The sequence below is a fragment of the Pantoea sp. ME81 genome, assembly GCF_903970985.1.
In the GTDB taxonomy this organism is placed as follows: Bacteria; Pseudomonadota; Gammaproteobacteria; order Enterobacterales; family Enterobacteriaceae; genus Pantoea; species Pantoea communis.
Window position 1 is genome coordinate 24,283 of the sequence record NZ_CAJCKS010000041.1, and the last position, 13,732, is coordinate 38,014.

At 54.2% G+C, this 13,732-nt stretch carries 10 protein-coding genes and 1 pseudogene; 4 read left to right on the top strand and 7 right to left on the bottom strand.

Going from position 1 to position 13,732, the window contains the following annotated elements:
- Positions 1-54: 54 nt before the first annotated feature.
- The 7 genes from yhdP to csrD form a co-directional block, all read right to left on the bottom strand.
- On the bottom strand, positions 55-3,873 hold the full coding sequence (gene yhdP, locus H7A81_RS10095; RefSeq protein ID WP_182057395.1) for an AsmA2 domain-containing protein YhdP: 3,819 nt from the start codon (positions 3,871-3,873) through the stop codon (positions 55-57).
- Between the two features lie 47 nt (positions 3,874-3,920).
- Positions 3,921-5,390 carry a ribonuclease G gene (gene rng, locus H7A81_RS10100; RefSeq protein WP_097119476.1) on the bottom strand — a complete coding sequence of 490 codons (1,470 nt, stop codon included), beginning with the start codon at positions 5,388-5,390 and terminating at the stop codon, positions 3,921-3,923.
- Complete coding sequence (locus H7A81_RS10105; RefSeq protein ID WP_034830874.1) at positions 5,380-5,973, bottom strand: nucleoside triphosphate pyrophosphatase; 594 nt, start codon at positions 5,971-5,973, stop codon at positions 5,380-5,382. Before H7A81_RS10105 ends, rng begins: the two co-directional genes overlap by 11 nt.
- An 8-nt stretch (positions 5,974-5,981) precedes the next feature.
- Positions 5,982-6,470, bottom strand: a complete 489-nt coding sequence (mreD, locus tag H7A81_RS10110; protein ID WP_034830875.1) for a rod shape-determining protein MreD — start codon at positions 6,468-6,470, stop codon at positions 5,982-5,984.
- Positions 6,467-7,501 carry a rod shape-determining protein MreC gene (gene mreC, locus H7A81_RS10115; RefSeq protein WP_034830877.1) on the bottom strand — a complete coding sequence of 345 codons (1,035 nt, stop codon included), beginning with the start codon at positions 7,499-7,501 and terminating at the stop codon, positions 6,467-6,469. Before mreC ends, mreD begins: the two co-directional genes overlap by 4 nt.
- Before the next feature lie 145 nt (positions 7,502-7,646).
- On the bottom strand, positions 7,647-8,690 hold the full coding sequence (mreB, locus tag H7A81_RS10120) for a rod shape-determining protein MreB (RefSeq protein WP_007891976.1): 1,044 nt from the start codon (positions 8,688-8,690) through the stop codon (positions 7,647-7,649).
- A 310-nt stretch (positions 8,691-9,000) separates the two neighbouring features.
- Positions 9,001-10,947, bottom strand: a complete 1,947-nt coding sequence (gene csrD / locus H7A81_RS10125) for an RNase E specificity factor CsrD (protein ID WP_166936506.1) — start codon at positions 10,945-10,947, stop codon at positions 9,001-9,003.
- Between the two features lie 327 nt (positions 10,948-11,274).
- Here csrD and msrP point away from each other — a divergent pair, with 327 nt between their 5' ends.
- The 4 genes and pseudogenes from msrP to H7A81_RS10145 all read left to right on the top strand — a co-directional run.
- Entirely contained in the window at positions 11,275-12,279 is a 1,005-nt protein-coding gene (gene msrP / locus H7A81_RS10130) for a protein-methionine-sulfoxide reductase catalytic subunit MsrP (protein WP_034831065.1), read from the top strand.
- Positions 12,280-12,882: a protein-methionine-sulfoxide reductase heme-binding subunit MsrQ gene (gene msrQ / locus H7A81_RS10135; RefSeq protein ID WP_182057396.1), complete on the top strand. Its 603-nt coding sequence runs from the start codon at positions 12,280-12,282 to the stop codon at positions 12,880-12,882.
- Positions 12,883-13,114: 232 nt separating this feature from the next.
- Positions 13,115-13,567, top strand: a complete 453-nt coding sequence (gene aroQ, locus H7A81_RS10140) for a type II 3-dehydroquinate dehydratase (RefSeq protein WP_058959566.1) — start codon at positions 13,115-13,117, stop codon at positions 13,565-13,567.
- Positions 13,568-13,588: 21 nt separating this feature from the next.
- Positions 13,589-13,732 (top strand): annotated as a pseudogene (locus H7A81_RS10145) (acetyl-CoA carboxylase biotin carboxyl carrier protein); the annotation flags it as partial.

A 13,732-nucleotide genomic window follows, 5' to 3' on the forward strand; every position in this document is an offset into this window, starting at 1 on the left:
TCATTATGTGCTCGGATAGTCATAGCCTGCGGCAATTCCCCGACGGCGTCAAATTCACTTCTTGTCGTCTTCGCGCGGTTTGCGCAGCACTTCATTGATTTCCGGTTTATCCAGCGGTCCGCTGATGTGATAACGCAGTAGCGAAATCTTATTCCACAACGGGCCCAATACTTTACTGGCGGCAAACACCGCGGCCCCGATCACCGGGTTGACCACATAGGCCGTCGCCACTCCCACCGAAGCGGAGATCTCAGGGGCAACGACCGCTTCCATATCAATCTGGCGTTTTGCCAGGTCGATCTGCCCCTGCATGGCGATATCCGCTTCAAGGCCATCAACCAGCAGGTTATCCGTGTGCATCACACCGTTTTCGATCCACGCCGTGCCGTTAATTGAATCGAAATAGAAGCCTTCACTGAAGGTGTCACTGAAATCGAAGCGCAGCTTGCGCAGCAAGGCGTCAAAACTCATCAGGCGCAACAACTGCCCCGCACGCCCGGTGTTCACATCCGCAATCTGGCCTTTGCCAAAATGGGTTTTCAGCGTACCGCTCAACGTTTCCGCTGAAGGCTGCCACGGGGCGGAACGCCAGTGCAGGTCATAATCCACGTTAAACGGGGCGTCACGAAGTGGGGTATTCATCCCAAACCAGTTAACGGCATCATTGATGTTTTTACCGCTCAGACTTCCTTTTAATGAGGTACGCTGATTGCCCGGCTTATTGACCCATTCTCCGTTGATCTTCAGCTTCGCACTGCCGGAATCCACGCTACCGTTAGTAAGTGCTAACGTATCTCCCTGCGGCTGTAATCTGGCCTGCATATGTCCAAACTTCTGCCCGCGCAGCCAGCACTCATCACAGTTTAGCTGCATCGCTGGCCAGTTACTGAAGTCTACTGTGCTGCTGTTGTCACCCAACGGCGAGGCGTTGTTGTCGCTGCTGTTCGCCCATTCTGGATTGTAGTAAAAATAGCTAAGGTCGATTTGCCATGGCGCATGCTGTGCGGTTTGCAAACTGCCGCGCGCTTCGCGGCTTTCCAGCTGGAGTTGTGTGTTGCCGGTCGGCCCTTGCGTGACGGTGGCATTAACGTCATGCCACTGCTGGCCACCGAGCATAAGTGCCGGTGTCCGCAGAGTCACATCGCCTGGTAACAGCGCGCCGCCGACTTCCGTTTCGCCTTGAGCATTACGCGAACCACTGCTTCCCGCCAATAGCCCCATCCAGGCTTCACCATCCAGCGGCGGTAAATTGAGTTCCATCCCGCGTTTTTCTGGCAGCTTCGGCGTGCTTTTCGCATCGTTGAGCCAGATGCCGCGATCCACACGCAGCTGGGGTTCGAGAATCCAGCGGCTGTTAAAACGGTTATGCTCGCGCACGCTGCCGCTTAGCGTGAATCCTTTCAGATCACCGGTGGCGTTAATGGCGATGGGCATCGCTTCGCCAGCCTGCTTATCCAGCGGCGCAGGTAAGTGACTACTTACTGTTTTGCCCTCACCCTGCAAATCGACTTTATAGGTCGCGCCCCCTTTGTGTGGCAGTGTGATGTCGACATTGCCCTGCCACGGCAGACTGCCGCTCAATTGACTGCTAACGCTGGTCGGCAATACTTTCAGTTTCGACGGCTGCCAGTCGCCCAGCAGCTTCACATTGACACCGAAGTTGTCAGGGTTTTCGGTAGTGGTAAAACTGACGCCAGTGGGCTGACCAAACCAGTTGGCCTGCATCTCTTCACTTTCGAGATTGCCGTTGTTGTAACGGAAACGTCCAGTGAGGTTTTCCAGCGTGGTGTTTAACGGTTTAATGTGCAGGCTGTTATTGTTCATCACCACATTACCGCTGGCATGTACCAATTCACCATCCAGCGGAATATCGAGATTCAATGAACCGCGCACATTGCCACCGATTTGCAACTGCTGCAGTGCCGCGCCCAACGTCGATTTCAGAGGCGTCTGTTCGAAGTAATCGGCAATCTGCTTGCCCTGACCGCTAAGATCGCCATTAATAATCAACTTCTCTTTGAGATAGTCGGGGATCACCGCGCTGACGTTACGCGCATCCACTTCCCCCAATTTGGTTTTCTCGGCTTTCATCCACAGGCCGTCGTTAACAAAATCGAGGTCGATATCGAGGTTTTCCAGCGCGGGCCAACCGGGCTGGAACTGGAAGGTGGATTGACGCAGCGGCACCCATACTTCAAACATGCCGTCATTGTGCTTAAACGGGAACAGGCTGGGATTACCGGCGAACAACAGCGTGGCATTGTCCACCTTCCCGCCTTTGATCGACTCGCTGAGGAAATGGGTCAGATCATGGCCCATTAGCGGTTCCGGGAAGTAGCGCCAGGCATCACCCGCATCGGTGACACGGATGCCGGCCAGAATGTCGAGGCGCGGCGCTTTACCGAGATTTTGCTGATAACGGAAATCACCGCGCGCCCACAGGGAACGTGCCTGAACATCAAGATTCTGACCGTCCAGCGTCAGGCCGCTGGCATCGCGCTGCCAGTTCAGTTTGCCAGTGATCTGTTGAATTTGCAGTGGCGCCTGGAACATGTCGCCATAAGGCACTTCTGCTTGCCCCATCGCCACATCCAACCGACCGTTACTCACGCTGCCGCTGGCGGTACCGTTTAGATTGCTGATCCCTGGCAACAGCTCCCAATGCTGCCACGCCAGGTTGCGCCATTTGGCTTGCAGGCGGGTTTGTTCGGGCTGATTGAGCGGAATATCCAGCGCCAGCGCATCGATGTTGCCGCGCGGCTGCAATGCACGCCAGTTATCCAGTAACGCAGGGGATAAGGGTTTGAACAGCGGCACCAACGGTGCCAGACGCTCCAGATCCAGTTGCGTGGCACGCACACGCACCTCCGCACCACTGTTGGCGCCCAGCATCTGCTGGTCTTCCGGCTTCCACAGCAATGAGAAGTGTCCCGGTGCCCAGGCGATGCCATCGGTGCTGAGTCGGGTTTGCGGGACGGACAAACTCCAGCCATTTTGGAAACGCGCCAGATGCGCGGTTAAGCCATCAACCTGCAGTTGGTGATCGCCCTGTTCGCCGCGCCAGCGTGCACCGCCTTTACTGAGCAACAGGTCACCGGCGTAGACATCGCCATCACGCAGATTCACCCATGCCGCAAGGCTGAAACGGGCACTTTCGAGGCTGGTGTTGTCACGCAGCCACGGACCGATCCACGGACGCACATCGACGTCATCCGCTTGCATCCAGATGCGGCCATCGTTGAGTAATCCGTTGGTATCGTTGAGATCGAGTCGCACCTGCACCACACCATGCTGACCGGTAAAGCTGGAGAGATTGACTTCCCCTTCCGCACGGTGACGCGTGCTTTCGTTGAGCCAGGTCAGGCGCGGAATCGCCAGCTCAGCGTGCTGGCCAGAGGGCGTGAGAAAACGGATGCTGCTATCACGCAGATCAAAGTGATCAAACTGGCGCAGAAACAGATCGTTGATTTGCGCCGGCTTAAAGCTATTTTTTTGTTGATCGCTGGTGAGCAGCGGATGATTGGTTTCGAGACGCAGTTGCCAGAAGGTAAGATCACGGAACTGCCAGCGCCAGTGCAGCAGCGATTGCCAGACGTTAAGCGCCAGATTTACGCGGCCAATGGTGAGTTTGCCATCTTCCGGCATCACAACGTTGAGATTACGCACCTGCAGGGTTGGGCCGAAGTTCTCCCATTTACCCTGCAGCTCGCTGGCATCCACCGTCACTCCGCTGACGCGTGAAATCGTCTGCAGTATGTCGCTGCGATAGCTGTTGAGATGCGGCATCACGAGGCGCAACCCGCTGACTAGCAGCGCCACAATAACGATGATTGCGGCGAGCAGCAGTAACAAAATCCTCGGCAACCGCCTCACACACCTCTCCTTGCTTCCCGTTGAAAACCGGCGTTCAACCTCACGACTTACATCATGACGACGTCAAACTGCTCCTGAGTATAGAGCGGCTCAACATGGACTTTAACCTGCTTACCGACAAAGATTTCCACTTCAGCCAGCGCATGTGACTCTTCGCTTTTTAATGCCTCGCCTACTGCCGGGGAAACATAAACGAGGAAACGATCGGAATCATAAGCATGATGCACACGCACGATTTCGCGCATGATTTCGTAGCAGACCGTTTCCACCGTTTTCAGCGTGCCGCGCCCTTTGCACACCGGGCAATCGGCACAGAGCACATGTTCAATACTTTCCCGCGTGCGTTTGCGCGTCATTTCCACCAGACCGAGCGCCGAGAAGCCGTTGATACCGGTTTTCACCCGATCTTTGCTCAGCGCACTTTCCAGCGAATGCAGTACGCGGCGACGATGGTCGTCATTACTCATGTCGATAAAATCGATGATGATAATGCCGCCCAAATTGCGCAGACGTAGCTGGCGAGCAATCGCCTGTGTGGCTTCAATGTTGGTGTTGAAGATGGTTTCGTCGAGATTACGATGCCCAACAAATGCACCGGTATTGATATCGACGGTGGTCATGGCTTCGGTTTGATCGATGATCAGATAGCCGCCCGACTTGAGTTCAACCTTGCGCTCCAGAGAGCGCTGGATTTCATTCTCAACATCAAACAGATCGAAGATTGGCTGTTTGCCGCTGTACAGCTCCAGCTTGCTGGCCATTTCCGGAATATATTCGCCGGTAAATTCCACCAGCAGATCGCAGGTCAGACGGGAATCAACGCGAATGCGATCCAGCGCTGCGCCGGCAAAGTCACGCAGCACACGCTGTGCCAGCGCTAATTCACCGTACAGCAGACAGCGTGTCTGATTACGTTTTTTGCGCTCGCTGACTTTGGTCCAGAGACGCTTGAGAAACGCGGCATCCTGCGCCAGGTCTTCCTCACAGATGCCTTCGGCAGCAGTACGAATAATGAAGCCGCCGAGATCGTCACAGTAGGCCGCCACGACGGCTTTCAGGCGGTCACGTTCGGCTTCGCTTTCAATGCGTTGTGATACGCCAACGTGCGATGCACCTGGCATAAACACCAGATAACGTGAAGGCAGCGTAATATCGGTGGTAAGGCGCGCGCCTTTGGTGCCGAGCGGATCTTTCACCACCTGCACCACTAAATCCTGGCCGGGGCGCACCAACTCGCTAATATCGCGTACGACGAAGTTTTTCTTCTCATCACCCGCCACGCATTCAGTGTGCGGCATGATGTCAGAAGCATGCAGAAAGGCGGCTTTATCCATGCCAATATCAACAAACGCGGCCTGCATGCCGGGCAAAACGCGGCTAATGCGACCTTTATAGATATTCCCTACGATACCGCGCCGTGCTTCGCGCTCAATGTGAATTTCCTGCAGAATGCCGCCATCAATATAGGCAACACGGGTTTCAGAAGGTGTAACGTTAACCAGCAGCTCAGCCGTCATCTTGTCCCCTTAACGCACGCAGTGACTGAAAGTGGCTCAGCAACTCATTGGTTTCAACCAGCGGTAATCCCACTACGGCGTGATAGCTTCCATTAATCTTGCGGACAAAATTGCCGCCCAGACCCTGTATTCCGTACGCGCCGGCTTTGTCCATCGGCTCGCCGCTGGCAATATAGTGCGAGATTTCTTCTGCCGTGATATTGCGGAATGTCACGTCAGTGGTGACAAGGCAATCCAGCTCGCGTGCACTGTCAGCCAGCGCGACGGCGGTCATCACCTGATGCGTTTGCCCGGAGAGTTGACTCAACATCTGCGCTGCGTGTGCAGCATCGCGCGGCTTTTCCAGCACGTCATTGTTGAGTACCACGATGGTATCTGCACCCAGCACCGGTAAATCCTGCGGCGCGACCGCCACGCCAGCTCGAGCTTTGTCCAAAGCCAGACGGCGAACATACACTTCCGCCGCTTCTTCTGGCTGGCGCTGCTCTTCAACGTCCGTAATCAGACGTTCAAACTGCAGACCCAATTGCGTGAGCAGTTCACGTCGACGCGGTGAACCGGATGCGAGATACAGGCTTATCATAGTCTTCCTTACTGAACAGCGAACTGTCGGCGAATCTTTCTCATTAATAAGAATAGCCAGGGCCATAGAATGCCGTCGACCACACTGCTCCAGAAGATTTCCGGGCGAAATGAGACGTTGATGACCAGGAATTCAGCCCAGAAAACAATGACATCCACCGCGAGCGACAGCACCATGACCATTAATGCCTGCTGCCACAACGCCAGATTTCGGAATAGCTGAAATTTGAAGGCCACCAGATACGCGATGATGCTGAACGCCAGCGCGCGCACCCCCAGCGTTGAACCGGCCACCAGGTCCATCACGGCCCCTAAAAAGAAGCCTGTACCAACATTAACCCGGTGCGGTAATGCCAGAACCCAGTAAACCAGGATCAACAAAAGCCATGAAGGCCGGAACATGTAGATTTGTTCCGGCCAGGGCATGATTTGCAGAATGAGGGCAATCAGAAAGGACAGCCAGATAACCCATCGGCCCTGGCTGCGATATCGACTCAAGGCTGGCCTCCGCGTGTGTTCGCTGGGATCCCTTGCGAACGACTGCTGTTAGCGGGTGCCGGCGGCCCCATTTGCTGCGTAGGCTGCATCATATCCGGTGCCGGTGGGCCCATTTCGCCTGCTGGCGGCAAGACCTGTGGCATCATCTGCATCAGACGCTCATTCGCCACGCGGTGAACTTCATCTGGTGCCATTGGCATGTCGCCATTCTTATCCGCGCCCCACAACAGCAGCAGGTAACGCAGACGTTGCAGGCCAGCCGTCGGATGCGCCTGAATCACGGTGTAGGCACGTTGGGTATCGACTTTCACGGAAGAGACCACGCCAACCGGGTAGCCTTCAGGGAAACGCCCGCCGAGGCCTGACGTCACCAGCACATCGCCGACACGAATATCGGTGTTGCCCGGCAGATGTTCCAGCTGCAAATCTTCACTGCAGCCGTTACCCGCCGCAATCACGCGAATATCATTACGTAACACCTGAATCGGTAACGCATGCGAAGCATCACAAATCAGCAGTACACGGCTGGTCACCTGACCCACAGCAACCACCTGACCCACTACACCTTTATCACTGATCACCGGCTGGCCTTCGTAAACACCGTTTACGCTGCCTTTATCGATAACCACCTGATCGGTATACGGATCGGTGCCGGTTGAAATCACCTGGGTCACCATCTTGTGCTCATCCTGACGCAGCGGAGAGCCGAGCAGCTCACGCAGACGTGCGTTTTCCTGCTTGTATTGCCCCAGCATCAGCAGGTCACTGTTTTTCAGGAAGAGCTCACGGCGCAGCGCTTTGTTTTCCAGCTCGAGCTGCTGGCGTGAAGCCAGCGTTTCTGAGACGCCGTCAAGAAGCTGTCGCGGCCCATTGGCCAGAAAATAAAATGGACTTACCGACGTGTCCAGGTAGTTGCGGATCTGGGAGAAGGAGCTCACGCGGCTGTCTGCGATAATAATCGCGATAGCCACAATGACTGCCAGAAAGAGACGCAACTGCAGGGAAGGCCCCCTGCTAAAAATCGGCTTCATAAATTCTGCGTGTTCCTCGACATCAGGGAAGAAGCGCCAGTCTTATGACTAACGCCTCCAGGGCTGGACGCATCTCGCCGTCGTGCGCAGCGTCGATAGGCGCGACTCCCTGCGCAATTTGACCACGGTCTCAGCCGATGAGGATTTACTCCTCGCTGAACAAATCGCCGCCGTGCATGTCGATCATTTCCAACGCTTTACCACCGCCGCGCGCGACGCAGGTCAGCGGGTCCTCTGCAACGACAACCGGAATACCGGTTTCTTCCATCAGCAGACGATCCAGATTGCGCAGCAATGCGCCACCACCGGTCAGCACCATGCCGCGCTCGGAGATATCAGAAGCCAGTTCTGGTGGGCACTGTTCCAGCGCGACCATCACTGCACTCACGATACCCGTCAACGGCTCTTGCAGCGCTTCGAGGATTTCATTGGAGTTCAGGGTAAAACCACGCGGTACACCTTCTGCCAGGTTACGACCACGTACTTCAATTTCGTGTACTTCATCACCCGGATAGGCAGAACCAATGCCGTGCTTGATACGTTCCGCAGTGGCTTCACCAATCAGTGAACCGTAGTTGCGGCGCACATAGTTAATGATAGCTTCATCGAAGCGGTCACCACCGATACGTACAGAAGAAGAGTAGACCACGCCGTTCAGGGAGATAACGGCCACTTCAGTGGTACCACCACCGATATCCACCACCATCGAACCGGTTGCTTCAGATACCGGCAGGCCTGCACCAATGGCGGCAGCCATCGGCTCTTCAATCAGAAACACTTCGCGCGCGCCTGCACCTTGTGCAGATTCACGGATAGCACGGCGCTCAACCTGAGTGGCGCCAACCGGTACGCAGACCAGCACACGTGGGCTTGGACGCATAAAGCTGTTGCTGTGCACTTGCTTAATGAAGTGCTGGAGCATTTTTTCCGTCACGAAGAAATCGGCGATCACGCCATCTTTCATAGGACGGATGGCCGCGATGTTGCCTGGAGTACGACCCAGCATCTGCTTGGCGTCATGACCTACGGCCGCAACGCTCTTTGGCGAACCGGCACGATCCTGACGAATGGCAACCACGGAAGGCTCGTTCAGCACGATGCCTTGTCCTTTTACGTAAATCAGGGTATTCGCGGTACCCAGGTCAATGGACAAGTCATTGGAAAACATGCCACGAAATTTTTTAAACATACTAAGGGATAATCCTGCAAGCTGGGGGCGGAAAATAAAATCCGCCTACTTTACCAACCACGCGAAGCCGCTACAAGGCGCAAAAACGTTCTGCTTCGGTGAAAAAATACGCTGAATAATTTTTTGGGCCGATTCGCTTATCCCTGGCCGCCGTTAAATAGCGCTAAGCCGCCCTATTAAACGTAAATTCCCCCTTAATCACCGGGCGAGTTTCGACATAAAATCTAACATTTCCAGCCATCATAAGCGCGGACGTAATCCACCAAAGGGCAGAAAAAGGCCCCTCAGCGCCACTCTACTGGCTGAAGACCTAAATTCGATAACGTTGTGAATGTTTTTTCACGTTACTGTTCACCGGCAATGATGGGGCAAAGAAGTCGCCCTGCCCACCTGCCACGCCCAGATTCGCCAGCGTTTGCCACTCCGCGCGCGTGCGCACGCCCGCAGCAAAAACTTGTGTCGAGGTGGATTTGCACACTTCCAGTAAACTTTGCACAAATAACTGGTTTTCAGTACGACGTTCAATATTACGTACCAGCCCCGGATCGAGTTTGATCACTTCGATTGGGAACTGCTTGATATAAGCACTGCTCACCACGGTCATGCCCGCCTGATCCACCGCCACACGGCAACCAAACGCGGTCAACATTTGGAAAACCGGCACTAAGCGATTGATGTGTTGACAAACATCCGCCTCAGCAAGTTCAAATAAAAAACGTTTTCTTTGCGATTTTGTACATTGCAGCAAAAGCTTTTGCAGCCAGCGCTGGAATGGACGCTGTAATAAGGAGTCAATATTGACGGGTAACGCCAGCGTTTCATCAGGCCACACTTCAGAGAGTGCCGCGATTCGCGTCACCAGTTGGCGATCCCAACTGTCGGTCAAACCCAGTTGCAGCACCAGTGGCATAAACTCGGCCGACACCACTTCTTTGTCGCCATCGAACACGCGCGCCAGCATTTCACGGTGGTGCACTTTGCCATCCAGCAACACAGCCGGTTTTTGGTAAAGACGTGGGCCGCCGCGATTAAGCGTGTTTTCCAGCAGCGTTCGCCAGCGCACACTACCACGTCCCATGTCTAAGGTATTGCCTTCACCGACTGACCAACTGTTACCGCCCTGCAAGGCGGCACGACGGGTCGCCATCTCAACATTTTCCATCACCTGCGGCACGGTTTCTCCGCTGCGCCACGCGCTGATGCCAATGTGGATTAAATCATCGCGATCGACCATACGCATCGGCGGCAATGAGTCGACCGCGTTGATCAACTGATCGGCGATACTGTTGGCCTCTTTGAGCGTGCGGTGCGGCAATAACACGGCAAAATCGCTGCGGAAGTAGCGTGCCAGTAAAGCGCCTGGATATCGCAGAACAAATGTCGACAGCATATTAATCAGGTCAAACAGGTATTCATCCACCAGCGTTTGGCCCAGCGTTTCATGCAGCGTGTCGAGATCGGGCAGGCGCACCATCATCACCACGCCATGCGTGCCCACATCTTCCTGATCTTCCAGCAGCGTGGCTAACTGGTTATCGAAGAACAGGCGGTTATTCAGGCCGGTGCGTGAATCCTGTGCGGCAAACGTACGGATAAGCGTATCAATGCGCAAGCGCTGCTCGCCCGCTTCCTGAAGATCGTTAAGCAAAGTGTCAATGGCGCGACTGGCTTTTGGCGGCCATTCGGCATAATGGCCGACGTAGGGCACGCGCTCACCCGCCAGAATACGCTCGGAGCGAGCTTCTAAACTCTCCATGTGCTGCCAGCGACGATTGATCCAGCGATGCGTCATCACCAGTAAAGCCGACATAATCGCCACCACGCTGAGCAGGACAATCAGCGTATAGGCACCGGTAAAGGAACGGAACCAGGTTTTCGCAGGATCGAGTACCACTACACGCAGCTCAAGGCCGGGAGAGTGCACTAACGGAAGATCGAACTGAATAAAACGATTCGGCTCATCTTCGAGCATAGGATTTTCATGGCGAGCGAGTTGAAACACCACGGTATTGCCGTTATGCATCTCAATCTGTTCCGCATTGATCACCGGCATGATGCGCGTCAACCACTGCGTCAGTTCTTGTGGTGATTGCGTTGTCAGCGCTTTATCGACTTCGGTCGCTAGCGTATTGACGCGTGTTTCAACGCGCTGTTGCGATAGCCAGATAAAACTAAAAGCGCAGCCGACCAGCATCAATAACATTGCCAGTAAGCTTAATAATGTAATAAACGCAGAAAACTTAGTTGTTAATCGCATCCCTGTGCCTGTATCACTGCGGTTCTAAACGGTCGCCATCCGACGGCGCCAACCTGCTCATTGGCGTAAACCTGAGCAAAATAGCACAAAACATCGTCTGAATCAGCGCCAGACGCGCATCAAATTAGGCGGTGCGCCATGCTAATCGGACCTGCGGCGCGAGTATAGCCGCAAAGTGTGATGGCTTGCGTTTCACACGGACTTTTTCGTCCTATTCTCAACAGAGCCCGCTTGCCAGGAAATTTCATATTTTTCCGGGCAAAGTGGCGTGTCCAGCGCAAGTTGATCATGCTGAGTACAACACCACCTTTTTCGCCGGAGAATGCCATGAAGCTGAAGCAATACCTTACCGAATCCGACGTGACGCCCGAGAGCATCTTTAATATGCGCCGCCGTCAGGTGTTGAAAGCGCTGGGATTAGGTGCCGCTGCGGCAAGTTTACCCGGCGCGGCGCAGGCAGATGTGCTGAGCTGGTTTAAAGGCAATGACCGTCCACCTGCCCCCGCAGGTCGCGATCTGCAATTTACCAAACCCGCGCAGTATCAGGCCGATCTGCCGATGACACCGTTTGACAAGGTTTCTGGCTATAACAACTTTTATGAGTTTGGTCTGGATAAGGCCGATCCAGCTGCCAACGCCGGCACGCTGAAAACTGAGCCCTGGCAGTTGCGCATTGAAGGTGAAGTGGCGAAACCGATCACGCTGGATATGGACGACATCTTTAAACGTTTTGCCATGGAGCAGCGTATTTATCGCATGCGCTGTGTTGAAGCGTGGTCGATGGTGATCCCGTGGGTGGGCTTTGAGCTGAATAAATTACTTAAACTGGCTGAACCCACCAGCAATGCCCGCTTTGTCGCCTTTCAGACGTTATATGCTCCGGACCAGATGCCAGGTCAGAAAGATCGCTTTATTGGCGGTGGGCTGGATTATCCGTATGTGGAAGGGTTGCGTCTTGATGAAGCGATGCACCCTCTCACACTATTAAGCACCGGCGTGTACGGTAAAGCGCTGCCGCCACAGAATGGCGCCCCGATTCGCCTGACGGTGCCGTGGAAATACGGTTTCAAGGGCATCAAATCCATCGTTAAAATCACCCTGACGCGCGACCAGCCTCCTACCACATGGAACCAAATCGCCAATAACGAATATGGATTTTATGCCAACGTTAACCCCCATGTGAATCACCCGCGCTGGTCGCAGGCCACCGAGCGTTTTATTGGTTCCGGCGGCATTCTGAATGTCGAACGCCAGCCAACCCTGCTGTTTAACGGCTACGCTAAAGAGGTGGCTTCACTGTATCGCGGGCTCGATTTACGGGAGAACTACTGAGTGCGACTGACGTTACGCCATATCACCCTGTTAAAAGTGGTGCTGCATCTCGCGGCTTTCCTGCCGTTTGTGTATCTGTTTATGGCTGCCAGCCAGGGTTGGTTAAGTGCCGATCCGGCGAAAGATATCCAGCATTTTACCGGCAGAATGGCGTTAAAGTTGCTTCTGGCGACGCTGCTGGTGAGCCCACTCACGCGTTACCTGAAACAGCCTCTGCTGATTCGCACCCGCCGCCTGCTCGGCGTGTGGTGTTTTGCCTGGGCATGTTTGCATTTGACCAGCTACTACCTGCTGGAACTGGGTTATAACCACCTGCAACTGCTGGGTAGTGAGATCGTTTCACGTCCTTATCTGTTACTGGGTATGATCTGCTGGCTGGTGCTGTTTACCCTCGCCATCACCTCATTTCAACGTGCCCAACGTAAGCTTGGCCGTCGCTGGCAAACCCTGCACAACGGCATCTATCTTGTCGCGATCCTCGCACCTATCCACTATCTTTGGTCGGTGAAAGTCTTCTCCCCGCAGCCCTGGATTTATGCGCTGGTGGCTTTAGTGCTGTTAGGTTGGCGTTACAATAAGTTGCGTAAACTTCTGCATCGATAATCCCCGCATGGTTGTCTTCCTGCTGTGAAATCTGATAAAAGGTGTGGCCTTCGGGCCGCATCCGATCAACTTCGCAGATAAGACCAGTATTTTGCTGCGAATTGCGACGAAACGGATATAATGCCCGGCTTTATTGCAAGCGAAGTCGTCTTTTTCACTCTCAGGAGTGACAAACGACAGATGTCGCGGTATTTTACGCGATGCCTTACTGATTGCAGGAGATAGCAGCAAGATGGCGCACGAATTTCACATACTGCTTTTAAACGGCCCCAACCTGAATTTGTTGGGAACGCGCGAGCCTGAGAAGTATGGGCACACCACGTTGGCAGAAATTGTCAGCGATTTGACCCAGCAGGCCGATCAGCACCATGTGAAATTGAGTCATTTGCAATCGAATGCAGAGTTTCAGTTGATTGATCGTATTCACGAGGCCCGTGGCAATGTGGATTACATCATCATCAACCCGGCTGCATTCACGCATACCAGCGTTGCACTGCGTGATGCCCTGTTGGCGGTTAGCATCCCTTTTATTGAGGTGCATCTCTCGAACGTGCATGCACGTGAGCCGTTCCGACATCACTCCTATCTTTCTGATGTATCTGCTGGCGTCATTTGTGGACTGGGCGCTGATGGATACTCATGGGCTTTACAAACGGCAGTAAAACGCCTGTCACATTCCAATTAAACAGAGTACGGAACCACACTCATGGATATTCGTAAAATTAAGAAACTGATCGAACTGGTAGAAGAGTCTGGCATCTCCGAGCTGGAAATCTCTGAAGGCGAAGAGTCAGTTCGTATCAGCCGTTCACCTGCGAACGCTGGCTATCCGGTCATGCAACAGGCTTAT